Raw genomic sequence first — 24,606 nt, forward strand, 5'->3', positions numbered from 1 at the left:
CACTGGAGCTGTGAGCGCGCCACGACCATCCGATGCTCATCGTTTTGACAACGACACGGTTACGGTGGGTGGCGCCCGGTATCGGTTCCGCAACTAATCCGGCCGCTCGCCTAGGAAACTCCGTAGGACGGCGATACAGTTCCGCCCGCGCCGTTCGATTGCGCAGCTATCTTCATGAGCACGATCCCGAGAGAGTGGCGTTGAAAAAGTTTGATCAATTCAGCATCATGCTGGCTGCCGGCGCTGGGCTCTTCGGGGCCGCCTTGGCCGCTAGCCCGGGCGCGACCAGCGCCCCGCTGCCGCTGGGCGGCCCCACCTGCCTTGAACAGATGGCGGGGCTTGCCGCGCCCGCTGGTGCGCCGCCGGTGATCGCGCCGATCCTGCCTGGTCCGCCGGTCGCTGGGGCGGTCCCGCTTGGTCCGGCGCTACCTGCCGCGCTGCCTGGCGCAGCCGCGCTGCCGGCGAGCGCATTGCCGGTTGGCGCCCCGCTGCCGGCAGGTGCTCCGGTAATCGCAGGTACGCCGCTGCCGGCGGCCGCAGGAGGGCCGGATGGCACGCCGGCCGGCGCGCCGCTATTGCAGCAGGCCGCTACCGGCAAGGGCGTGCCAACTCATCAAGACCGGGAACTGAGTGCTGATCCGGTGGTGCTGCCCGGCCCACCGCCGGCGCCGGCGCCGGCGACGTTGGCTGCGGCCACGGCGCCGCTTCCGCCGTGCTGCAACCCGTGAACTGCCGTTAGCTCGGGTCCGCCGTGCCGCCATGCACGGGGCTGGGATCGGCCGATTTCTCTTCTGGCACAACGCCTTCCCGCACGATAACCGGGTCGCCAACGTGAACGGTGTTGAAGTACCACTCGGCGTCGGCGGGACTCAGGCTGATGCAGCCGTGGCTGACATTCTCCAGCCCCATTGATTGGGTAGCCCACGGGGCGGAATGCACATACAGGCCGCGGTTTGTGATGCGCACGGCGTAATCCACCGTCAGTCGGTACCCGTCGGCATCGGTGACGGGGATACCGACGCTGCTCGAATCCATGATCACCGAGCGGTCTTTCGACAGGACGGTGTAGGTGCCGACCGGGGTCGGGTACTCCGGTCTACCCATCGAGGCCGGGATCACCCCCTCTTCACCCCAATGCGGCCGGTGATGGGGCGCCGGTAGTCGAGGTGATGGGTCCGCCGGTGCCCCGTCGATGGTCACGGTGAAGGTGTGATTGGCGATGTCGGCAACACCGACGACCGCTGCGCCGGTCTTGAAATGAGTGGACAGGCCGCCCACCGACAGCGCCACCGTGCTGTGGGCAGGCCAGAATCGGTCCGGAACCCACTGCACAGTGTTGTTGTCGAGCCAGTCAAACTTGCCGGTCATCGCGGGCGCCGATTTCACGTCAATGGCACGCTCTGCCGCGTGCCGGTCAGCGACCGGCATGCCGAACCGCACCACCACCGGGTGTGCGACACCCACCGCCTCGCCCGGCGTGGGGAGCATCGATTCGATGGCGAAGTAGCCATCCGACCGACTCACCGCGGCCAAGCGCACATCAGCGGGCCCCGCGACCACTGCCGCAGCGATCCCGATCACCACCAGAACAGACCGAACAGCTGCCCGCATCGCGTCTATCACCCTTTGAGATGACCAAATTGTCGTTGTTGTCTCGACGATGTTAGGGGCGCCAGCACGGCGGGGCCGCAGGCACGCGCGGGCTGAATGGTCAAGTCTTCGACAAGATTTGGTCACGACCCGCCCATCTGATGAATGGCCTCGCAGGTCACGGATCGATCGCGCCGCCGCCCCACCCGCGCATCGCAGCCATGGTGTTGGGATAGGGAGCGCGGGCGTGTAGAACGTCACTGTGCCCCATGTGCAAGACAGCGTGTTCACACCCGACGGCAGCTGCTCGGTGAGCCTCTTTCTGCCCGCGACCACCCATAAGGTACCGGGTGTCGTGATGTACCCCGACGTCGGCGGATCTCGACCCATCTTTCAAAAGATGGCGGCAACGATGGCCGGTTTCGGCTATGCGGTGTTGCTGCCGGACATGTATTACCGTCATCGGGGCTACCCGTCGTTCTCCATGCCGTCGGCATTCACCGATCCCACCGAGCGTGCGCGGATGATGGCACTGGGCGACAGCCTCATTCCCGACATGATGGCCAGCGACGCCGTCGCATACTTTGACTATCTGAGCACGCGGGCAGAATTGTGCGGCAACACCTTTGGTGTGTGTGGGTACTGCAGGGGCGGACGCATTTCGCTGATCGTCGCCGGACGATGTCCGGATCGTGTCGCGGCCGCCGCGTCATTTCACGGGAGTCAGCTAGCCGCGGACAACCCGAATAGTCCGCATCTGCTGGCTGATCGGATGCGCGCGAAAGTGTATGTCGCCGCAGCGGACAACGACGAATTGTTTCCCCCGCATCAGGCCGCAACGCTGCAGAGTGCCCTGAGCGCGGCCGGGGTAGACCACACGATCGAAACGTACACCGCTGAACACGGATTCGCCGTGCCGGACAATCCCGGCTACGACGCGGCCGCGGCTCGCCGACACTGGGACGCGGTGCGGGATTTCTTTGGTTCGGCGCTCGCCGCCCACCCGGGAAGCGGCAGCTGACTTGTTCCGGTAGGGCTACACGTCCACGGCGTCTAAGACGTCCCGCTGGCGCCCTTGGTCAATTGCTCGCCGGTCTGCGGATTGACCGCGGTTTCACCCGCCGGCAAGTTGGACAGGTCTTCGGCGATCACCGTCGCCATGTCGCCGGAGTCGGGCAACGCCAGGTGCGCGGTCGGGGACGCGGCCGGCTCCAGCAGCAGGTCAGCGCTCTGGCGATGCAGCGTCCGGCCACGGAAGAAACCGGGCGCGACCGCCCACCAAACCACCATCACGACCACGCCGAGCAGCATCGAGCCCACGCCAACCACAGCCACCGCGCCGAATCCAAGGATTGTGACGTTGTGGCCGTTCTCAACCAGCCAATCCACCTTCGCGTATTCGATCAGGCCGAAGATGAATACCACCGTCAACACCACCCCGCCCAGCAGGGGCACGACTCCGCGCATCACGAAATCGCGCAGCGATTTGGTGAGCGTGGCGCGGTAATAGTGGGCGCACGCATATCCGGTCAGCCCGTAGTAGAACGCGATCACCAACCCGACCGAACCGATGAGCGCGCTCAACAGGTTCCGGCTGACCAACGTGAAAAGCACGTAGAACAGGATCGACGCCGCGCCCATCGCGATCGTCGACACGGTCGGCGTGAGGTAGCGGGGGTGGATCTTCGCGAAGGACTCGGGCAGCGCCTTGTACACCGCCATCGACAGCGTGGTGCGCGCGGTGGGCAGGATAGTTGTCTGCGTGGAGGCCGAGGCCGACGTCAGGATCGATGCGGACAGCAACAGCAGCCCAAGCTTGCCGAGGACGCCGTCCCCGAACAGCGCCGGCCCGATCGCGGCGAAAACATCGTCGGCGTTATCCGGATTGCCCAGGCCAATGCCCTCAACGCCGACGCCGGCGAACGCGATGCTCGCCACCGTCACCACGGCGTAGGTGGCTAGCAACAGGAATGTTGAAATCACGGCCGCCCGCCCGGGAGTGCGGCCAGGGTCCTCGGTTTCCTCGTTGCACGCCACCGCGGTGTCAAACCCCCAGTAGATGAAGATCGTGATGAGCAGTGCCGGGGCCATCTGGGTACCAAAGTCCAGACCGCTGGGCCACAGCCAGGACAACGAGGGCCGTATCGAACCCGGTTCGCCGTGGTTGGTATACACCTTGGTCAGCGCGACCGCAGCCAGAGCGACCAGCACCACGAGTTCGACGGACAGCAACACGTACTGCAGCCGGGCCGATACGTCGGTGCCGCGGTAGCAGATGTAGGTCATCACCACGATCCAGATAACGCCGGCGACGGTGGACCACAACGTGCTGTGCGCCAGGTTGATCGCCGAATGCCAGCCGAGTTCGCCAACGAACGTGAACGAGTACGAGCCGGCGATTTCGGCCAAGTTGGCCATCACTATCACGTCGGCGGCGATGATGCCCCAGCCTCCGAGCCATCCGGTGATCGGCCCGAAGGTGCGCGACGCCCACGTGAATGTCGTCCCACAGTCGGGTTCGGCCTTGTTCAGTTCTTGGTAGGCGACCGCGATCATGTACATCGGGACGAACGACAGCAGCACAATCGCCGGCGCTTTGACACCGCAGAGCAGTTCGCCGCGGCTAGCCACGATGAGTCCCAAGGTCGCCGCCAGGCTGTAGGCGGGCGCGGTGGAGGCCGTCCCGATGACAATGCTGGACAGCAACCCCACGGCACCGCCTTTGAGCCCCTTGCCTTCCACGGCGGTGCTGGTGGGCTCACCTTGGCTCACTCAATCTCCTTGGCTCGGTTGACGGCAGGTTTATCCGTTCAGCGTCAAGGTGCCCCACTGTCGATGATCTGGCAAATCGAAACCGCGTTTGGCTTGGCGTTCAACCGCGGGTTGGTACCTCCTGCTGGCCCCACGGCGAGCCGTAGGCACTAAGCAGCTCCAAGAAGGACACCGAGTCGAATGCTTCCGGGCCCAGCACGCCCGCGCCGTTCCAGGTCCCATTGGCCAACAGTTCCAGCGCCACAACGGGATTGATCGCGGTCTGCCAAACCACACACTGATGTCCGTACTCGCTCATCGACCATTGGTTGTCGACGACGTGATACAGATATGTCGATCGCGGGTTGCCGTCTTTTCCGGTCCCCGTCACCCACAGCCCTGCACAGGTTTTGCCATGCATCTTCGGTCCGAGGGTGGCCGGATCGGGCAGACAGGCCGCGACGACGTCGCGCGGGCTGACGTGCACGCCGCCGACGGTGATCTTCTCGGTTCGATCCAGCCCCAGCTTGCGTAGCGTCTTGAGTACTTCGATGAACTCGGCACCCAGACCGTATTTGAAGGTAGCGCGCTTGGCTTTCACCCAGCGGGGCATCAGCAGCACTTCCTCGTGTTCCACGTTCACGCATTCCACTGGGCCGATACCGGCCGGGAAATCGAAAACCTCAGGCTCACTGAAAGGCTCGGTAACAAACCAGCCACGGTCCTGCTCCCAGATCACCGGCGGGTTGAGGCATTCCTCGATAGTGGTCCAGATCGAGAACGACGGCGCAAAATCGTACCCGTCGACGGTGAGATTGGCGCCGTCGCGGGTGCCCAGTTCGTCGATCTCGGCGAACAGGTGATCGGCGGCGTATCGGGCAAACACATCGGAAAGCCCTGGCTCGACCCCCATCCCCACCAGCGCAAGCCGACCAGCCGCGCGCCAGCGCTCGTCGGCGGCGAACTGCTCGTCGCCGAGCTTCACCCCGGTCAGCCGATAGGGGCGTTCGGGATGTCGCTGAGACAGGCTCATGGCCATGTCGAGGTAGTCGGCGCCGGCAGCCAGCGCCCCGTCAAAGATCGGCATCACGAACCGCGGGTCGACGGCATTCATCACATGGCTGATCTGGTGGCGACGCGCCGCAGCGGCCACCGCTTCGGCGGATCCGGCGTCAAGGGCCGCTGGGGAAAACCGCGGATCGGCCACCGCTTCGACGACACGACGTGCTTTTCCCTCGTCGTAGTCGCAGACCACCACGTGCTCGAAGAAGTTGCGGCGCTGAGCAATCGAACAGAATGCCGCGCCGACACCGCCCGCCCCGACCAACAAGATCCGCATCGGTGTCGTCGTCATTGCGGCACCACCGATGCCCACCTACCCGGAGCTTGGAAACTAGCCACGCTGAATCTAGACCTTTCTGCCGAATTCGACGGCTGCGCACATCAGGTTCGGTAAGCAAAAACCGTTCGGTGCCATGGCTTTTCGGCGAATCCAGTGATGTCGCTCATGACGTGTTTGACGGTGAGGTATTCCTCGAACGAATAGTCGGACATGTCCTTGCCGAACCCGGACGCACCCACGCCGCCGTGCGGCATTTCGCTGATGATTGGGATGTGATCGTTGATCCATACGCAGCCGGCCGAGATTTCGCGGGAGGCCCGTTGCGCACGGTAAACGTCACGAGTCCATGCCGAGGCCGCCAGACCGTAGTCGGTGTCGTTGGCCTGGCGCAGCGCGTCGTCGTCGCCGTCGTGCGGACGTACCGTGAGAACCGGGCCGAAGATCTCGTCCCGATAGGCTTGCGACCGTTCATCGACGTCGGCCAGCAATGTCGGCGGATAGAAGGCGCCGGCCAAATCCGGTGTCCTACCGCCGATGACGACGCGGGCCCCCTCCCCCGGCGCCCTGGCCACAATGCCGGCAACCTTGTCGCGATGGGCGAGTGAAATGAGCGGCCCGATATCGGTGTCGGGGTCCATGGGGTCGCCGATCACGACCGTCGACATCACATCAGCAACCCCGGCGACAAAGTCATGGTAGACGTCGCGAGCGACGATGGCGCGCGTGGCCGCGGTGCAGTCCTGCCCCGAGTTGATCAGCGCAGCGGCCACCGCTCCGTGTATTGCGGCATCCAGGTCGGCGTCGTCGAACACGACGAAGGGGGCCTTGCCACCGAGCTCCAGCTGCGTGCGGTGCCCATGCGTGGCTGCGGCCGCCATCACTTTGCGGCCCACCGCGGTAGAACCGGTGAAGGTGACCAGATCGACGCCCGGGTGAGCCGCCAGTACCGTCCCCACCTCGGCGCCCAACCCCGTGACGACGTTCAACGCACCATCGGGCAGGCCGGCCTCGGCGGCCAGCAACGCCAACGTCAGTGTGGTGAGCGGAGTGAGCTCGCTCGGCTTGATGACGACGGTGCAGCCGGCCGCCAGGGCCGGCATCACCTTCCACACCGCCATCTGCAGCGGATAGTTCCACGGCGTGATAGTTGCCACCACGCCGATCGCTTCCCGCCGGATGCTCGACGTGTGGTCGGCGGAGTATTCCGCGGTGGCCTGGCCCTGCAGGCGCCGCGCGGCGCCGGCGAAGAACCTGATGTTGTCGATGCTGCCCGGTACGTCGAATTCTTCGGCCAGCCGCAGGGGTTTGCCGGTTTGGCGCACCTCCTCCGTGACGAGTTCGGGCGCGCGCTGCTCGACCAGCTCGGCAAGCCTGGCCAGCACGGCCGAACGTTCCGCGGGGGTCGCACCGGCCCACTGCGGCAGGGCGCGACGCGCCGCTGCGACGGCGCCGTCGACATCGGCCGGTGTGGCCAGCGTCAACTCGGCCACGGTCTCCTGGTTCGCGGGATTGACCACCGCGTGCGGGCGCCCGGTCGTGGAGCGGGCCCCGCCGTTGACCCAGCTTCCGGCCACCGACATCGTCGCTGTCATGGCGTCAAGATAGCCGACCACAAGCCGTTCTGCTACGGATTCCACAGTAATTTTTCATCTTCCTGATGTTTTCAGTGGCAGATGCGAATATTGTCGACTGATTTCGTGCATAATGTTGGTCATGACCAGTCCCGGCGGTTCGGTGGGCAGCCAACCGGAACCTTCGCGCCCCACTGGCCACGGCTCTCCCACTCCCCTCGACGATCTGTCCAAAGCCATCATCAAGGAGTTGCAGGAAGACGGCCGGCGCCCCTACTCGACGATCGCCAAATCCGTCGGCCTCTCCGAGGCAGCCATCCGCCAACGGGTGCAACGGTTGACCGACACCGGAGTGATGCAAATCGTGGCGGTCACCGACCCCATACAGCTAGGGTTCGCCCGCCAGGCGCTGATCGGTATTCGCACCACCGGGGACACCCGAGAGCTGGCAACGCAGTTGGCAGCGATTCCCGCGATCGACTACGTTGTGCTGACCGCGGGAACATTTGACGTGATCGCCGAGGTTGTCTGCAAAGACGATGGCGACCTGCTCGACCTACTGAACCACCAAATCAGAGCCTTGCCCGGCGTGCTCTCGACCGAGACGCTCGTATACCTCAAACTCGTTAAGCAGCAATATAACTGGGGAGTCCAATGACCGAACTGTCAACCAAAGCAAACCGCCATCTGTGGGGGCATTTCTCCCGGCACGGCGCGGGCATCACGCCGCCGATCATCACCCGCGGCGAAGGCGTCACCATCTGGGACGACCGCGGCAAGAGTTACCTCGACGGCCTGTCGGGACTGTTCGTGGTGCAGGCCGGCCACGGCCGCACCGAACTCGCCCAGGCGGCCGCTCGGCAGGCGGAGAAGCTTAGCTTCTTCCCGTTGTGGTCATATGCAACTCCGAGCGCGATCGAGCTCGCGGAACGCCTGGCGAGTTACGCACCGGGTGACCTCAACCGCGTGTTTTTCACCACCGGCGGTGGCGAGGCCGTCGAGTCGGCCTGGAAACTTGCCAAGCAATACTTCAAACAAACCGGCAAACCCGGGAAGTACAAGGCAATTTCGCGTTTCACCGCCTACCACGGCACTCCGCACGGCGCCCTGGCCGTCACCGGGCTGCCGGTGTTCAAGGCCCCCTTCGAGCCGATCACACCCGGCGGCGTGCGGGTCCCGAACACCAACTTCTACCGCGCACCCAAACCGTATGCGAACGACTCGAAGGAGTTCGGCCAGTGGGCGGCCAATCGAATCGCCGAGGCCATCGAGTTCGAAGGACCCGATACCGTTGCCGCGGTGTTTTTGGAGCCCGTGCAAAACGCGGGCGGGTGCTTCCCGCCGCCGCCAGGCTACTTCGAGCGGGTCCGGGAGATCTGCGACGAATATGACGTACTTCTGGTCTCCGACGAGGTGATTTGCGCGTTCGGTCGGGTCGGATCGATGTTCGCATGCAACGACTTTGGATACCGTCCCGATATCATCACCTGCGCCAAGGGCATGACGTCCGGATACTCGCCGATTGGCGCGATGATCGCCACCGACCGGCTGTTCGAGCCGTTCAATGACGGCAAGACAACATTTGCCCACGGCTACACGTTCGGCGGTCATCCGGTGTCGTCCGCGGTGGCGCTGGCCAACCTCGACATCTTCGAACGGGAAGGCCTCAACGATCACGTCAAGGAAAACGCGCCCGCTTTCCGCACCACGCTCGAAAAGCTGCTCGATCTGCCGATCGTTGGCGATGTGCGCGGTGAGGGATTCTTCTACGGCATCGAGCTGGTCAAGGACAAAGCTTCCAAGGAGACCTTCAACGACGAGGAGAGCGAGCGGCTGCTGCGCGGGTTCCTATCCTCGGCGCTGCTCGAAGCCGGGCTCTACTGCCGCGCCGACGATCGAGGCGATCCAGTGGTGCAGCTGGCGCCGCCGCTGATCAGCGGCCAGCAGGAGTTCGACCGGATCGAGCAGATTCTGCGCGGGGTACTCACCGAGGCCTGGAGCAGGCTATAGGTTTGTCCGGGTCCGCCTGACGGGCGCCCGGACGCCGGACGAATCGCTTCGCGCGCGCTGCGCGCCAACCTAGTCGCGATACCGAGCTAGCTGGCTAGCGTAGTCGTCGAGCAGTCGCAGCGACTCGTCTCGCCCTCGGGTGGGCAGCAGCAACGCCAGCTGGCCGAAACCCAAGTCTTGGGCGGCGCGCCAGTAGTCGAGCTTGTTGGGCGTGCCGAACATGGCTAGCGGGACGTCATGTCCGGCGGCGCTGCGCAGCTGGTCGACGCGTCGGGTGAGCTCCCGCACCGGCAGCGGGTTGGAGATCCAGCCTGCATCATGGCGAACCACACGCTTGACCGTGGCGTCCGAGTTGCCGCCGATAAAGATGGGCGGATGGGGTTGCCGCACTGGCTTTGGCCGACTGTACGACGGGGGGAAGTCCACATACTTGCCGTGGTACTCGGCGGGTTCATCGGTCCAGAGCGCCTTGATGGCCTCGATGCGTTCGTCCAGCAGTGCACCACGCGTCGTCGGGTCGGTGCCGTGGTCGCGTAACTCTTCGATATTCCAGCCGGCGCCCACACCGAACACAAACCGGCCGCCCGAGATCAAGTCGATGCTCGCGGCTTCCTTGGCCGTGATGATCGGGTCGCGCTGAATCAGCAAGGCGATCCCGGTGAACAACTCGATCTTTGTCGTCACCGCCGCGGCCGCGGCCAGCGTGACGAATGGGTCGAGAGTGCGATAGTAGATACTCGGCAGCTCGCCCCCGAGTGGATAGGGCGTTTCGCGGCTGGCCGGGATGTGAGTGTGCTCGGCGACCACCAACGACTCAAATCCGCGCTCCTCGATCGCACGCGCCAGTGACACCACGTCGATGCTGTCGTCGTTGACAAAAGTGGAGATCCCGAACTTCATCACGCTACCCCTGTCTGTCGCCTAAGCATCACCGGAGACAACCCGCGCCAACGGATTATTCCGCGAGCCGAGAAATGGCTGCGCCCCAGAAGATTCATTGCACCCGTTCGCCCCGACCCGTGTACTGGGCGATGAGCCGGTCAAGCATCCGGGCGGTCCGGTCCATGGGATCGGTGCATTGTGCGGCCAGGCACAGGATAACGGCGCCTTCGATGGCGGCCAGCACGGTGGTGGCTAGCGATTGGGCATCGTCGATCTCTACCCCATCGGCCCGCAAGCGTTCGGCGAGCATCGTCTGCCATGCGGAAAATGCCTCACCGGCGGCGTCGGCGGCCGAGGGCGACTGCGTGCGTCCGAGCGCAGCAGCGACGATTGGGCATCCGGCGGTGTAGCCGCTGGAGCGCAGCGAGTCCTTCCAGGACTGCACGAACTCCGCCAACAACTCACGCCCATCACCGTCCGGCGCGGTACCGGCCAGCGTCGAATCCAGGTGCCGGCCCGCCGTCCGGGTGGCCTCGGCCATCAATTCGGACTTGCCGCCCGGAAAATTGACGTAGACCGACCGACGCGCGGTACCACTGTGTTCGAGCAGTTCGGCCAGGCCGGTGCCGGCCACCCCGTTGCGGCGCAGCAGTTCGATGGCGCTGTCGATCAGGCGTTCGCGAGCGGTCATAGTTTGCAGTATACCGATTGGTCTACTACTCTGGGGTAGACCAATCGGTATAACCCAGGGAGAGGCTTCGCCCATGACATCCACACCGCCCGTCGCGCTGATCACCGGAGTGTCCTCTGGTATCGGCGCCGCCATCGCAAGGAAGCTGGTTAACGGGGGCTTCCGTGTGTTCGGCACCTCACGCGCACCTCAGCGCCTCTCCCCGATCCCCGGCGTCGAGACCTTGGCGTTGGACGTCACCGACGACACCGCGGTCCGTGCGGCGGTGGCAGAGGTTATCGACCGGACCGGGCGCATCGACGTCCTGGTCAACAACGCGGGTTTGGGAATCCTGGGCGCCGGCGAGGAAAGCTCGATCGCGCAGGCCCGTTCGTTATTCGACACCAACTTCTTCGGCGTCCTCCGTCTCACCAATGAGGTGCTACCGCACATGCGCCGCCGTGGCAGCGGGCGCATCATCAACATCAGCTCGGTCCTCGGCTTCCTCCCCGCGCCCTATGCGGCCCTGTACTCGGCGTCCAAACACGCCGTGGAGGGCTACACCGAATCGCTGGACCACGAACTTCGCGAGTACGGTGTGCGCGCGTCGTTGGTTGAACCCGGTTACACTCGAACGGATTTCGAGGCAAACATGTGGGACGCCGACACACCGCAGGCGGCCTACGCCGACAACCGTGCGGCCGTCCGAGCCACGGTCGCCGAGAAAATTCGTAGCGCCGAACTGCCCGAAGTCGTCGCCGAAGCCACCTACGCCGCGGCCACCGATAAGCGCATCAAATTGCGCTACCCCGCCGGCCGCCAGGCGCGGCAACTGACGCTGCTCAAGCGCATCGCGCCAGCCGCCCTGCTGGGCAGCGGCATCCGCAAGCAAAGCGGACTGAACAGGCAGCGATCGACCCCGGCACTTGCCGGCCGGTGACATCGCCATGACGAACACCAAAGACCACAAGACGCTGCGCAAGTTCCGCAGGGAACGTGCGCTGGGCCGCTACCTGCTCAACCCGGCAGTTAAGGCGATGGGCGCACTGGGACTGCGAACCGCGCTGGCTACCGAGCTGGAGACCATCGGACGCAAGACCGGGCAGGTACGCCGCGTTCCGGTATCCGCGCAATTCGATAGCAAGGGTGCGTGGGTCATCTGCCAGCATGGCACCCGCTCCGGGTGGGGACGAAACATCGTTGATAACCCGAATATCCGTGTGCGACAGGGCAGTCAGTGGCGCACGGGTGTCGCGGTGTTGCGGCCGGATGACGACGTCGTCGCGCGGGGCCGCAAGTTCGGGCGACTGGGAGCCACGGTGGTAAAGGCGCTGGAAACCACACCAGTGTCGGTGCGGATCGACTTCACCGACTGATCGGGCGCGGGTGGCGCGCAGGCGCCTGGCCCGATGGCCTAGTCGTCAATGACGTCAAGTCCTCGGCGCTCGAGGTCAGCCAAGTTGTCCCGCATGGCGTGCAGCTGTTCGGCCGAATGGCCCACCCAATCCGTTAGTTCGCCAACGACTCTGACCGGCGCACGGGTGCGGTAGGAGCGTGTCGGATTTCCCGGAAAGCGTTTGTCCGTCACGTTCGGGTCATCCTCCAGCGGGCCTTCCGGCTGCACGATATAGATGCGGCCCCGGCCTTCTCCTATGGCCAGTTCGGCCCCCCACACCGCGGCATCCAATGTTTGGGTCAGGTAAACGTGGTTCGAGACACGGGCGACGCCGTAGTTGGACCGGCGCCCGGGCACCAGCGCGTCACCCACCGATAGATCGGCCTTGGTGCCGTGTAGGAACGCACCCGACTCGTGCACTTCAAAAGGTTTCGGCGCGCGAGCCACGCTAGTCCCTATCCGCGGGGGCCGCGTGCGGCGTCACGAGAAACTTCTCCCCGGTCGCTCGCTTGACGTATTCGGTGAACGCATCGGCTTTGAGCATGCCCGCGAGCGAGACCTCCCGAGTGTAGCGACTGGCGAACGTCGTGGTGAGCTCGTCGGCGACCCGGGCCCGCAGCCGAGCGAAAGCCTCGGCGCCCGCGCTCTGCAGAAACGGAGTAAGCAGCCACCCGCCGACGCCCCAGGCCATCCCGAAGTTCCTTTGCAGCACGGTGGGACTGCCGTCGAGGGCACCGTAGATGTACACCTGCTTGTGCACGCTGGATCCATAGCGGGAGTACTCCGCCGCCGTCGCGTTGGCCGCCACCTCCATACCGTTGAGGATCTGGCTGGCCAGCGTTCCACCGCCGGTGGCATCGAAGGCAAGCGTCGCGGATGTGGCTTTGAGAGCCTCGACAAGATCGGCCGAGAACGATGGCGATGCCGAGTTGCAGACATGGACTGCGCCGAGCGATCTGAGCAACCGCTCCTGCGCCGGCTTGCGGACTATATTGACCAGCGGTATCCCGTCCTTTTGGCAGAGCTTGACCAGCATCTGACCGAGGTTTGATGCTGCGGCGGTGTGCACGAGGGCCGAATGCCCTTCGCGGCGCATAGTTTCGATCATTCCCAGCGCCGTCATCGGATTGACGAACGACGATGCGCCGGCCCGTGCCGTCGTCCCCTCAGGCAAGACCAAACATGCGGCCGCATCGACGGCTCGGTACTGCGCGTACATGGCGCCACCCGCGATCGCCACCGTCTTTCCCATCAGGGCCTGAGCCGCAGCGGATGACCCCGCGGCCACCACGGTGCCCGCTCCCTCATTGCCCACCGGAAGCGATTTATCGAGTCGCGCCGCCAGTGCGTCTAGAGCCTTCTCTCCCACCGGGGCGGTGACCACGGGACGCTCAGCGGCGCCGGCGACCGTGGCAGCAGTCATGTCCGCACCCGCAATCAGAAGACCCAAGTCGGACGGGTTGATCGGCGAGGCTTCCACCCGCACCACCACCTCGTGGGCGTTGGGGACAGGCAGGGGAACGTCGTGCAGCGAGAGCTCAAGCGCGCCACCAGACGTCACCAACGAACGCAGCTCGAGTGCGGTATCAGGCAGATCACCGGTCATGAGGGTGGTACTCCGTTCCTATCCGAGTTGCGATCCGACGAACGCTCAGCACCTATGAACTCACGACGCCCGCCGAAATCTTCCCGAATGCTCGGCCACACCGCGGGCCTCTGCCGCCGTGAACCCGACCATGAACAACGCGGCGGCGATACCGAACACTGCGACCAGCGTGGGCAGCCACATCGTCTGCGCTGTCGCCGTGGAGAACGGCGCACGCAGATATTCCGGCAATAGCACGGCAGCGCCGGTACGGCCCGGTGCGGCCGTTGGCAAGACACCGCCCGGCAGCGTCGGCATCTCGGTGCTAATCCGCCATGTCATCAACGCCGCCATGCTGGCGCTGCCCAGGACAGCGCCCAGTTGTCTACTCGCCTCATAGACCCCCGAGCTTGCTCCTGCCAGCTCCGCCGGCAGTTTGCGGGTCGCAGTGGCCGCCAGCGGGGACCAGACGAACGCCACGCCGACCCCCATGAAGATAAACGGCGCCATCAGCCGCCACATCGGTGTCGTGGAGGACATCTCGATCGAAAGCCACATCAGTCCGATCGCCAGCATCGAAAAACCGGATCCGATCACCGGCCGCGGTCGGGACCGATCGATGATCTTTCCGACCATCGGGGCCAGCAAGGCACTGACGAGCGCCATCGATGCCGTCAGCATCGCCGCGCGGATCGGTGACAGGCCACACACCGCCTGCGCGTAGAACATCACCGGCAGCGTCATCGCCGTCATCGTGAACGTAATCGCCGCCACCCCAAGGGTGGACATGGTGAAATCCCGATCCCCGAAGACTCGCAGCGGGACCAGCGGCTCGCGGGCGTTGATCGACTGCCAGTAGACGAACGCCGACATGAGACCAACCCCGGCGACGATCACCACCCAGATCCACGGCTGCCAGCCGGCCGGCTGGCCCTGCTGCAGTCCGAAGACGATCAGGAATATGCCCATTGCGGACAAGCTGACACCGACCAAGTCGAACCGGTGGCGCTGGGTCGGCATGACCGGGATCAACCAGACCGCCAGCGCCAGGCCGACGATGCCGATGGGGACATTGATGAAGAAGATCCACTCCCAACCCAGCGCGTAGACCAGCACGCCGCTGGCCAGCGGCCCGATCAAGTTGGCGAACCCGGCCGTAACTCCCCACAGGCTCATCGCCGCACCGCGATGCTGCGGCGGACAAAGATGGGTGACCGTCGACAATATCTGCGGCGCGAGCAGTGCGGCACCGATGCCTTGTACCGCGCGAGCCGCGATCAGCATGCCGACACTGCCGGAGAGACCACACCACGCCGACGCGGCGGTAAACACGCTGAGGCCGAACACAAACACGTTCTTTTGGCCAAACCGGTCACCGAGCCGTCCAGCGACCAACAGCGGCACCGCGAACGCCAGCAGGTAGGCGCTGGTCACCCAGATGACCATGTCGTAGCTGGTATTCAGCGCGGCCATGATGGTTGGGGTAGCCACCGCGACGATCGTGGCGTCGACCAGGATCATGAAGCGGCCGACCAGCATGACACCCAAGATCGCCCACAGTTCCCGAAAATCCGTGCGACTGCCAAGGTTCCACGACGTCGCCGGTGTGACGCGTCGTTTCCCCCTGCCCAACCGCGTCATCGCCATGACCGTCCACCCATTTCGTGTCGCCGCCCGAAATCGTGGCAGCACGTCGCCTACGGCCACGGCTGGAAACTGGCGCCGTGTCCGTTTCGCACAAACATGCTCCGCGCTATAGACGATAAACAGCCGGATGAATCGCAGTCCAGCAAAAGCGGCGGCAATCGTTGAGTGCGTGCTCGCTTGGCTTGCATGGCGAAATGTATTGCGCGAAGGACCAAGCGGCGATGGCAGGTTGTGTTCGAACGCGGGGTTGATTTATCCGGGAGCCGCGATATTAGACGGTTTGCCGGTGCACTCGGCCCCGACTGCGGTCGCGGTGAACCAATAGGACGGTAAACATCGGGTGAACCGACCCGATCGAAACCCGGCAATGTTGTCAACCTAGATTGACAGGTAAAGCCAAGCTGCCATTCAGATGCGTTCCAGGCGACACCGGTAACTTTCGGTAACTAGGGGCGAGAGAACACTGTCGAACTCGGCGATCTATCCACTTTTGCGACGCCGAGAAGCGTGAGGAGTTTCCTAATTACTATCACTTACAGTCCCCCTCAATTGACCAGTCCCACCGAGCGAATCCCGCGATTGCGAGACCTCGGCTTATTTTTGCGCTGCGCGCTGACTTCCCCTGGCAGAACCGGCGCCGTGCTGCCGTCGTCGCGCGCGTTGGCGCGCTCGATGACCAGCGTGCTTTCCGAATTCAGCGACCCCAACGTCCTCGAACTGGGCCCCGGCACCGGGCCGATGACGCACTACATTCAACGGCGGCTGGCTGGGGCAGGTCGCCACGTCGCTGTGGAACTCAACCCGGCGTTCGCCCAACGGCTGGCCGAGCGCTACCCACGGGTGGACGTCGTCTGCGACACCGCAGCAGCACTCCCCCGCATACTCGAAGCTCGTGGGATGTACCACGTCGACGCCGTCATCACGAGCTTGCCTTTCTCCCTTATCCCAGACGATGTCCAGACCGACATCATGGACGGCATAACCAGCCTGATAAATCCCGAATGTGGGGTGTTCACCACAATCAACTACGTGGGTGCGTTTAGCACGCCACGGGCGCGACGCTTCCGGGCACTATTACGCGAACGGTTCGACCAACTTGTCGTCAGCCGCCCAGTGCTCGGTAATATGCCACCCGCTTACATCCTGACCGCCCGACGAGCTCACCTGGCCCGCTGACACTGCGGTAATCTCACGCGGTCACAGCCGCGAAGCCCATTCATCCGCGGACGATTTGCGGCGGCCGGCGGCTTTCGCCTTAGCAGGGACCGCTGGGAATCCCACGGGCGGGTGAGGTTTCCTGACTGGGCATTACCTGCGGGAAAGGCACCCGATAGGGAGGAGTTACCTTCGCAAAAGTCGCTACCGTGTCGGGAACGCATTGGACCTGTTGCGGCACCGCCTTAAATGCGGGGTGGTCCAAGTAAGGCGCCGACGGGTTAGGCGGGACGGCGAAATTGAATGTCGACGTCATATCGCCGGTGACACTTCTTCGCCAGGTGGTCAGGTTCGGCACCGGCACACCGAACCGTTGCTCGAGCAACCGCAGCTGCGAGGTGTGATCGAAGGTGTCATGCACCATCATCGGGCCACGGCTATAGGGCGAGATGACCAGACAGGGCACGCGATAGCCCAGACCGATCGGCCCACGGATGCCGCCGGAACCGGTGACCGCGTCGATGTCGGGCACCGTAATCCATTCGCCGGGAGTTCCCGGGGGCGCGGTGGTCGGTGTGACGTGATCGAAGAACCCCCCGTTTTCGTCAAAGCTGACGATCAGCGCGGTCTTTTCCCACACCTGGGGATTGGACAGCAAGATACGGAGGATGTTCACGATCGCTGTGCCCCCGACGGCCGGCGCGACCGGTACGCCGGGGTGCTCGGACACCTGGAACCCGGGCAGCACCCAGGAAACCTGGGGCAGCCTGTTGGACGCGACGTCGGCGATGAAGTCCAAAGGATAGGTCGGGGCGATGCCGTAGCGGGCGATGTTCGAGCGCGGATCCCGGGCCTGTACGAAGTCGTTGAGCATGCCGTCGTAGCCGATGACGGTGTTGTTGAGCGCCCCAAGAAGCTTGTTCTGGTACACCTTCCAGCTAATGCCGGCGTCGCTGAGATTGTCTGGCATGGTGCGCCAACTGAACCGACCTTGCGGTTGGATGTTGGGGTCTACCAGCAGCGGACCCCCCTGCTCGCCGTTGGGATCGATCCAGGCGCTCATCCAGTACAGCCGGTTGGGCGAGGTACCACCGATCAACGAACAGTGGTAGCCATCGCAGATAGTGAAGGTATCCGCCAGCAGATAATGGATCGGTTGATCTTGGCGGGTGTAATAACCCATCGTCACTGGGACGTTGCCCGGCAGCGTTTGCGCTTGAGCCTGCGCGCCCAACCAATTGTCGTTGGCACCGTTGTTGAACGCCCGGTGCATGTCGATCCATTGGTGGCCAGGGTCGTTGACGCACGCGCCGTTGAGCAACGGGCCCCTGGTGGTATCGAAACGGAACGGGATCGTAGTGCCGGCGGGGTCAATCGACTGTGTCTGAGGGTTCCAACCCTTTTGTTGGAACGCCGGTGAGGCCGTGTTGAATCCATTGACGCCCGACAGCGTGCCGAAGTAGTGATCGAATGACCGGTTCTCCTGGAGCATGAAGACGAAATGCTCGATGTCGGTGAGATGGCCGGAGCAGGGCCCGGCACCGTAGGCCTTCTCGATTACCGGTCCCGCCAAAGACATCAACGCGCCGGCGCTGCTCGCGGCCGCCATTTTGGCCATGAACTCTCGCCGCGACATCCCGTCGACTGGGTGTTTGCCCACCACCTTGAACCTTCCTGCGGACACTGCGGTTCACGGTATATTTGCGGTGGTGATTGGCCTCCAAACGGAGGCGGTGTGTCGTCTGCCAATTTTCGCGTTGTTCGCCAACGGCAGCGCGCCGGGGTTCACAACGGGCTGCCTTTCGGAGTCGCTGGCAAACCCCTCATAGGTGGTCGCGCGTCGGCCGCCGGCCGATGTCCGCGCGTTGTGTCGCCACAGCGGAGCCGGGCTCGGCGCGGTTCGGAGTCGTGTACCTGACCGCGCCCACCAGACCCCTGCAGCGCACCGGACACCTGCTGCCAAACAGCCCAGCATCCACGGGTGCGTCCACCGAAACGGTGTGGATGCCGGACGGTGAGTCGAGGGCCGGCGGGCGCTAGCCGGGTCACTCAACCAAGTGGAATCAGCGCAGACCGCCACGATGTCGACTAACGCGCCGCCGCGGCCGGTTTGTAAACGCCACGGCGTGCCAGGCTTGGCCGGGCGACCACCCGGTGGCAGCAGCGGAGCAAATTCCTGCTCGGACGACGTCAGGTGCGACCCACACGGGCCCCGACACCGAGTGCGCCAGGGCGTTCGGTGTCCCGGTGACGGATGCCGACGGTGGCGGCTGAACATTGCCTGGCAAATAACCGAAACTTCCCGATCGCCATTGACACGGGCCTTCCCGAATGTTACAGCAATGTTACGACGATGTTAGCCGGAGGAGTCTATGCAGACAGCCACACTGAGTTCGATCATCACGCAAATCCGAGAGTCAACGGCCCAACAGAACGGAAACCACTGCCATGCTCACCGGCACCGCTACACGCGCGGGCGCCGTCATTACCGCCACCGTGATACTCATCGGCGCCGCGATCCTGCGCGGCAGCTCAGCAGCGGCCGACCCGAACCAGGACGACCAGTTTCTGGCCGCACTTGATCAACACGGCATCCCCGCCCTGGAGAACGCACCAAGCCTCATTGCCACAGCCCACGAGGTTTGTCGCAAACTCGACGGCGGCGTACCGGCGGATCGAGTAGTCGAGTCGATGACGAACTTTGCCGTCAACAGCGACTCGAACCTGAACCGATTCCCTCGCGACCGCCTCACCCGCACCTTCACCCGCTTCGTCGCCGCGGCCGTACAGGCCTACTGCCCTGCAAACCAGAACAAGTTAATTTCCTTCCGAGGCGCCCCCGCGCCGGAACCAACCGAACCCCGAGCCCGAATCGCGGCCTCCCCGCAGACCGCAGCTACTTCGGGAAGCGATGTGCCGGCGGGCCTGTTTGCGCCGGACATGACCAACACACCGACCGCATGGCAGCAGCCCACACCCACCGTCGGCGTCTTCGTCGGAATCTACGATTGGGGACAGCGGCCGGGCTGCACCGCACATGGCACTGTTGTCGCCCCGCCGATCCAAACCGTTCCCGCCGGAGAGACCATCGCGCCCAAGCCACCCCAGTTCACGGGGCCGCCGCCGCCACCGGCAAACATCCTCATACCACCACAGGCGCCGAAGCCCCCGCCGCCACGCCAGCAGCCGCCTTCACCTCAGCAGCTGCCCCCTGCGCCGCCGGAGCTGCCGCCGCAGGCGCCGCCCCCACCGCAGCAGATGGAACCGGAGCCTCCCGCTGTCGGTCCGCAGCCTGGCGGTGCCGCCGGCGGTGCTGGCGGCAGTGCTGGTAGCAGCGGTGGGGGTGGTGGCAGCGGCCCGGCAGAGCCCACACCGCCGCCCGCCCCCATGCCGCCAGGCGTTATCCGGATCGCACCGTAGGAGCTTTGGCAAGCCTCGCCGACCGTCGAGAAGGGCTGCCGCTGAGCGCTTTTACCCGGACGGCATTTGCCGTGCTGCAATGATTGTCGCCGCGGGCCGATTCCAGGATCCCCCTAGCCGTCGGAAGCTGCTCAACCCCGAGCACGGGTCAATGCGGCATTGCCCATCCGCGCTGAACGAGGCCTTCGACCGGCGGCGCTGCTGGATCAGCTCTGCGAGAAGCATTGGGCCACAACGCCTCCAGAGATATGGCCAGCGCGATCGACCGCCACCGGCCACGACGTCCGTACCGACAGCGGACGGCCGGATCGCTCACCGAACGAGGACGATGCCACACCCTGGATAGCCGACACGTCGAACGTCAACCCAACGGCTCGGCGGCGGGCCCGTCCGATAACCTACTGCGACCACGAAGCATGGGCCGCATCGCGGCGCGGGCAAGAAAGTATCGGCGGTAACGCCGAAAATGCCGGGCCGTCGCGATACATTCTGGTGCTGCGGACAATTCAATGATGAAGGAGCAGGTGGCATTAGATGTCGTATGTGATTGCGGCGCCGGAGATTGTGGCGGCGGCAGCGTCGGATTTGGCGAATATCGGTTCGGCTATCGGCGTGGCCAACGCGACGGCGGCCGTTCCGACGACGTCGGTGCTGGCCGCGGCCGCCGACGAGGTCTCAGCGGCCATCGCAGCGGTGTTCGGCGCGCACGGTCAGGCCTATCAGGCCCTCAGCGCGCAAGCGACGGCGTTTCACGCCGAGTTTGTCGAAGCCTTGAGCACGGCCGCCGGCTCCTATGCCGCCGCCGAGGCCGCCAACGCCGCCCAAACCCTGCTGGGTGCGGTCAATGCTCCCGCCCAGGCGCTGCTGGGGCGCCCGCTGATCGGCAACGGTATCGATGGGACGGCGGCGAACCCGAACGGCGGGGACGGCGGGCTGCTGTATGGCAACGGTGGCAACGGGTATAGCCAAACGGACGGCGGGCTGGCCGGCGGCAACGGCGGGAGCGCCGGGTTGATCGGCAACGGCGGAAACGGTGGGGCCGGCGGCGGTTACCTTCTCGGTGCCGGTGGGGCCGGTGGGGCCGGCGGCAACGGCGGGGTGCTATACGGCAACGGCGGCACCGGTGGCGCCGGCGGCAGTGGGACAACGAGTTACGGCGCCGCGGGGGTCGGCGGCAACGCGCTGCTGTTCGGTAACGGCGGCACCGGTGGAAGCGGACTGGGGGCCGGCGCCAACGGCGGCAATGCGGTGTTCGGCAACGGCGGTAGCGGCGGCGCCGGTGCGGGCGGCGTCGGCGGCAACGGCGGGAATACCTTGATCGGCACCGGCGGCACCGGCGGGGCCGGCGGAGGGGCCTTTGGCGTTGGGGGCCACGGGTCCTACGCCGCCGGGGACGGCGGCAGCGTCGGGCTGTGGGGCTCGGGCGGTGCCGGCGGCCAAGGCACGGCACCGCCGGCGGATAGTGGCTTCGCCGGGGGCGATGGCGGCAACGGCGGCAACGGCGGGCTGCTCTACGGCGACGGCGGTGCTGGCGGGGCCGGAGGCCTGGGTGCGGATTACAGTTCGCTGTTCTACAACGCCGGTAACGGTGGTAACGGCGGCGTGGGCGGCAACGCCAGCCTCTTCGGCAACGGTGGAGCCGGCGGGGTCGGTGGCGCTGGCGGGACTGGCAGCAGTTTGTCTTACGGTGGCCACGGCGGCGACGGCGGCAACGGCGGCACCGACGGGTTGTTCTTCGGCAAGGGCGGCGCCGGCGGCAACGGTGGAGCCGGCGGAGGAACCACCAGTAGCGGCACCGGCGGTTCCGGTGGTGTGGGCGGTACCGGGGGCAGCAGCTTCCTCGGAACCGGAGGTACCGGCGGAGCAGGCGGAGCAGGCGGGACAGCTACCGGCTCCGGTGCCAGTGGCGCCGGCGGTGTGGGCGGCAACGGCGGCTACAACGGGTTTATCGGTACCGGTGGGGCCGGCGGAGCGGGTGGTGCCGGCGGAGGCGGCGGCCAGGGCGCGGCCGGTGGGAACGGCGGTGGCGGCGGAGACGCCGCCGGCGTCTTCGGCACCGGCGGCGCCGGTGGCACCGGCGGTGCCGGCGGCACCACCACCGCCAACGGCGGGACCGGTGGGGCCGCCGGGCTTGGCGGCAACGGCGGAAACGCCAGCAGCATCATCGGTCTCGGTGGCGCCGGTGGCACCGGCGGCACCGGTGGCGCCGCGACCGGAACCGGCGCGACAACCGGAGCAGACGGCGGCACCGGTGGTAACGGCGGCAACGCCACCGGCCTTATCAATTTCGGCGGCCAAGGTGGGGTAGGTGGCACCGGCGGGGCCGGCGCCACCCCTGGGGCCGACGGAGCGGGCGGCATCGGCGGCAGCCCCGGCGGCCAACCCGGCGCCGCCGCCGCGGCCAGCGTGTCCGCGCTGTTGCCAGCCAATCTGAGCGGCAGTGCGGCCGCGGCCGGCGGCGCGTACCAAGACCTCTTCACAAATACGGTCGCCAATCTACAAAGCATTGGCGCTACCTGGGCCGCCAACCCGGCACCTTTCCTGGGTCAGATACTCATCAACCAGTTCGGCTACGGCCAGCTGGTCTTCACGGCGCTCGGAAATGCCACCAGAGACTTCGCTCTCGGGCTGGCCGGCTTGCCTCCTGCCTTCCAATCCGCCTTTCAAGCCCTGGTGGCCGGCGATGTCGGGGGCGCGGTGAGCGACATTGCGGAAGGCCTGTCAAAACTGGTCGTTACCGGTGTGGACACCAGTGATTTGGCGAATATCAAGGTGCTCGGTCCCGTGGGAGACCTGCTGCCCATCCTGAGCATCCCCGGAGACAGCGCATTCAACTTCGCCAACGTGATCAAGACGCCCACGGACACGACCGTCTCGGTGGAGTTCGCGAGCTACATCCCGCCCACCATCAACGCCACTCTTGGGCTGCCGGTGGCGTTGACCCTTGATGCGGCAGGTTCAGCGGTGACCAGCGCAAACGCCTTGGGCACCAGCGTGACAGCGGTGGTCAACGCCGTGCAGGCCGGCAACTGGCCGGCGGCGATCGGCGCCCTCGTGGACGCTCCCGCCGTGGTTGCCAACGGCTTTCTCAACGGGCAAGGCACCATAACCGTGCCGCTGTCGGTACCAGTGGTGGATTCGGCGGTGATCAATTTCCCGGTCAATGGGATTCTGGTGCCCCCCCACGCCTATACCGCGACGGTGGTGATCGCAGGGCTGTCGTATGACGTGCCCATCGGTGGCACACCCATCGGTGGCATCGTGCCCGGGCTGCTGAACTATGCACCCCAACAGTTCGCAAAGGCGATAGGCGCGTAGTCGTCGGGCGTCGGGCCAGCCTCTCTATCTGGGCGGATCGTCGGACAACTCAGAGAAGCTTCGCAAACGGGTCACTGCCCTCGACAACGCCTGCCGCAATGGCAGTAGGTTGACGCCGCGCATTTGGGTGTGCCGTCTGCCCCAGGTGCGGCTGTACCGGCGATATGTACAGCGCCCTGCGCCCCATGAGCACCGAAACGGTTGCCCGCGAGCATATCTGGTCTATGCCGGCGTCAACCGACGCAAATTGAGTGAGTGGCCCAATTCCAGGAAATTGTGTTGCCCGTAAATCGACAGAAGGCGGCAATAGCTGGCGCGCTTTGCCACCATGGAGTGATTGACGGTGCCGACAATCGCATTCTCCATCGTTGCATTCTTCATGGCAGCCACTGTTGGTCCGGCAGCAAACGCCGATCCCGGCAAAGGGTCCATTGCGCGGTCCTTCGGCCCTTACCTGGCGCCCATCCCAGAACAACCAGACTCGTCCTGCGACCCGATTTACGCTGGCGCCTGCGAGTGCGTGCCTCACACCTCGAACACGATGGGGCTCCGGACGTGTGGGAGCAACAGGTAACCGACCTCGCACGGTCGGTCACCGCCTGGACCGGCAGCGACTGCCGCGTCGTCGAGTTCCCCGAAGACGACGTGCCTAATGCGGGCCGGTGATCTGCTCGTAGACGCTGGTATTGCCGCTTCGGACGTCATCTGCTGCGTCCGGCTCAGCGTGCATTCGACAAGCGGAACCCACAGCGATGCCGTCGTATTGCTGGAACCGCGTGGCGGGTTCCCCGAAGATGAGTCCAGAACCCGCTGGCCGCCGGTCACACGGCTATCGACCGTGTGCGTCGGCGGGACCCCTACCTGGCCAGCCACCGCCCCCCACGCTTCCGGGATCGGTTGTTCTCATCATCGATCTATTGGCCAGGCCAGAAGGTAATGGCCGATTGCGCTATCAATCGCTTTTCCGCGATCATTCGGGATATGGCCCGGACCGAAGTTCGCGCTCATCGCATCAATGAGTAGATCCACAACCGCGTCGCTCTGGTCGTTGGTCGGCTTCTGTGAGCCACGAAGCTCGGCAAGAAGGGCAGGGTTACGACGCTCTAGTTCTTCCACGATCACAACGCGGGATTGCGGCGAAATGGCGTCTAGAACATTGCTCACGGATTTCTCCATCCAACACAGCTGTTCGCCCAGGCTGTAACCACTTGGCCGTCTCGATTCAAGACCACAGTTGCGACTCGACCAACATATACATAGGTCCCGCCG

Annotated in this window: 19 protein-coding genes and 2 pseudogenes; 9 read left to right on the forward strand and 12 right to left on the reverse strand. The window is 65.1% G+C overall.

Annotated features, from left to right (window positions below; all coding sequences use genetic code 11):
- Positions 1–194 precede the first annotated feature (194 nt).
- A complete protein-coding gene (locus MB901379_RS15265) occupies positions 195–728 on the forward strand; it encodes a hypothetical protein (RefSeq protein WP_158017426.1) in 534 nt (177 codons plus the stop codon).
- Between the two features lie 76 nt (positions 729–804).
- On the opposite strand, the pseudogene MB901379_RS15270 reads toward MB901379_RS15265, so the two are convergent.
- Positions 805–1,611, reverse strand: a pseudogene (locus MB901379_RS15270) (L,D-transpeptidase); the annotation flags it as partial.
- 241 nt (positions 1,612–1,852) lie between these two features.
- On the opposite strand from MB901379_RS15270, the gene MB901379_RS15275 reads away from it, so the two are divergent.
- Entirely contained in the window at positions 1,853–2,611 is a 759-nt protein-coding gene (locus tag MB901379_RS15275) for a dienelactone hydrolase family protein (protein WP_158017427.1), read from the forward strand.
- Positions 2,612–2,643: 32 nt separating this feature from the next.
- On the opposite strand, the gene MB901379_RS15280 is transcribed toward MB901379_RS15275, so the two are convergent.
- The 3 genes from MB901379_RS15280 to MB901379_RS15290 form a co-directional block, all read right to left on the reverse strand.
- A complete protein-coding gene (locus tag MB901379_RS15280) occupies positions 2,644–4,362 on the reverse strand; it encodes an APC family permease (RefSeq protein ID WP_158017428.1) in 1,719 nt (572 codons plus the stop codon).
- Positions 4,363–4,462: 100 nt separating this feature from the next.
- Complete coding sequence (locus MB901379_RS15285; RefSeq protein WP_158019208.1) at positions 4,463–5,680, reverse strand: saccharopine dehydrogenase family protein; 1,218 nt, start codon at positions 5,678–5,680, stop codon at positions 4,463–4,465.
- Positions 5,681–5,784: 104 nt separating this feature from the next.
- Positions 5,785–7,275: a gamma-aminobutyraldehyde dehydrogenase gene (locus tag MB901379_RS15290; RefSeq protein ID WP_158017429.1), complete on the reverse strand. Its 1,491-nt coding sequence runs from the start codon at positions 7,273–7,275 to the stop codon at positions 5,785–5,787.
- A gap of 121 nt (positions 7,276–7,396) precedes the next feature.
- On the opposite strand from MB901379_RS15290, the gene MB901379_RS15295 reads away from it, so the two are divergent.
- The gene (locus MB901379_RS15295) at positions 7,397–7,912 is read left to right on the forward strand and encodes an Lrp/AsnC family transcriptional regulator (protein WP_158017430.1); all 516 of its coding nucleotides are present in this window, start codon (positions 7,397–7,399) and stop codon (positions 7,910–7,912) included.
- Positions 7,909–9,264, forward strand: a complete 1,356-nt coding sequence (locus MB901379_RS15300) for an aspartate aminotransferase family protein (protein WP_158017431.1) — start codon at positions 7,909–7,911, stop codon at positions 9,262–9,264. Before MB901379_RS15295 ends, MB901379_RS15300 begins: the two co-directional genes overlap by 4 nt.
- A 69-nt stretch (positions 9,265–9,333) precedes the next feature.
- Here the strand turns inward: MB901379_RS15300 and MB901379_RS15305 are convergent, their stop codons facing one another.
- Together MB901379_RS15305 and MB901379_RS15310 are read right to left on the reverse strand one after the other, a co-directional pair.
- A complete protein-coding gene (locus MB901379_RS15305; protein ID WP_158017432.1) occupies positions 9,334–10,164 on the reverse strand; it encodes an LLM class F420-dependent oxidoreductase in 831 nt (276 codons plus the stop codon).
- A gap of 94 nt (positions 10,165–10,258) precedes the next feature.
- Positions 10,259–10,837, reverse strand: coding sequence for a TetR/AcrR family transcriptional regulator (locus tag MB901379_RS15310; protein WP_158017433.1), 579 nt, complete (start codon positions 10,835–10,837; stop codon positions 10,259–10,261).
- A 73-nt stretch (positions 10,838–10,910) separates the two neighbouring features.
- Here MB901379_RS15310 and MB901379_RS15315 point away from each other — a divergent pair, with 73 nt between their 5' ends.
- Positions 10,911–11,756 carry an oxidoreductase gene (locus MB901379_RS15315; protein ID WP_158017434.1) on the forward strand — a complete coding sequence of 282 codons (846 nt, stop codon included), beginning with the start codon at positions 10,911–10,913 and terminating at the stop codon, positions 11,754–11,756.
- Positions 11,757–11,763: 7 nt separating this feature from the next.
- On the forward strand, positions 11,764–12,192 hold the full coding sequence (locus MB901379_RS15320; RefSeq protein WP_158017435.1) for a nitroreductase/quinone reductase family protein: 429 nt from the start codon (positions 11,764–11,766) through the stop codon (positions 12,190–12,192).
- Between the two features lie 38 nt (positions 12,193–12,230).
- On the opposite strand, the gene arr is transcribed toward MB901379_RS15320, so the two are convergent.
- The 3 genes and pseudogenes from arr to MB901379_RS15335 form a co-directional block, all read right to left on the reverse strand.
- Positions 12,231–12,659, reverse strand: a complete 429-nt coding sequence (arr, locus tag MB901379_RS15325) for an NAD(+)--rifampin ADP-ribosyltransferase (protein ID WP_158017436.1) — start codon at positions 12,657–12,659, stop codon at positions 12,231–12,233.
- Position 12,660: 1 nt separating this feature from the next.
- Positions 12,661–13,818, reverse strand: coding sequence for a zinc-binding dehydrogenase (locus tag MB901379_RS15330; protein WP_158017437.1), 1,158 nt, complete (start codon positions 13,816–13,818; stop codon positions 12,661–12,663).
- Positions 13,819–13,932: 114 nt separating this feature from the next.
- A pseudogene (locus MB901379_RS15335) lies at positions 13,933–15,336 on the reverse strand (MFS transporter); the annotation flags it as partial.
- A gap of 780 nt (positions 15,337–16,116) precedes the next feature.
- Between MB901379_RS15335 and MB901379_RS15340 the strand changes: the two are divergent.
- A complete protein-coding gene (locus tag MB901379_RS15340) occupies positions 16,117–16,620 on the forward strand; it encodes a class I SAM-dependent methyltransferase (protein ID WP_232021869.1) in 504 nt (167 codons plus the stop codon).
- Positions 16,621–16,699: 79 nt separating this feature from the next.
- Here MB901379_RS15340 and MB901379_RS15345 read toward each other — a convergent pair whose 3' ends face one another.
- Complete coding sequence (locus MB901379_RS15345; RefSeq protein ID WP_158019210.1) at positions 16,700–18,235, reverse strand: phospholipase C; 1,536 nt, start codon at positions 18,233–18,235, stop codon at positions 16,700–16,702.
- Positions 18,236–19,047: 812 nt separating this feature from the next.
- On the opposite strand from MB901379_RS15345, the gene MB901379_RS15350 reads away from it, so the two are divergent.
- Together MB901379_RS15350 and MB901379_RS15355 are read left to right on the forward strand one after the other, a co-directional pair.
- Positions 19,048–20,019 (forward strand): DUF732 domain-containing protein, encoded by a 972-nt coding sequence (locus MB901379_RS15350; protein ID WP_158017439.1) that lies wholly within the window; start codon positions 19,048–19,050, stop codon positions 20,017–20,019.
- Between the two features lie 534 nt (positions 20,020–20,553).
- Positions 20,554–23,337: a PE family protein gene (locus MB901379_RS15355; protein WP_158017440.1), complete on the forward strand. Its 2,784-nt coding sequence runs from the start codon at positions 20,554–20,556 to the stop codon at positions 23,335–23,337.
- A gap of 222 nt (positions 23,338–23,559) precedes the next feature.
- Here MB901379_RS15355 and MB901379_RS23910 read toward each other — a convergent pair whose 3' ends face one another.
- Both MB901379_RS23910 and MB901379_RS15370 read right to left on the reverse strand, forming a co-directional pair.
- Positions 23,560–23,769, reverse strand: a complete 210-nt coding sequence (locus tag MB901379_RS23910) for a hypothetical protein (RefSeq protein WP_162334291.1) — start codon at positions 23,767–23,769, stop codon at positions 23,560–23,562.
- A gap of 474 nt (positions 23,770–24,243) precedes the next feature.
- A complete protein-coding gene (locus tag MB901379_RS15370) occupies positions 24,244–24,513 on the reverse strand; it encodes a hypothetical protein (RefSeq protein ID WP_158017442.1) in 270 nt (89 codons plus the stop codon).
- Positions 24,514–24,606 lie beyond the last annotated feature (93 nt).

The sequence above is a fragment of the Mycobacterium basiliense genome, from assembly GCF_900292015.1.
GTDB classification, from domain to species: Bacteria; Actinomycetota; Actinomycetes; order Mycobacteriales; family Mycobacteriaceae; genus Mycobacterium; species Mycobacterium basiliense.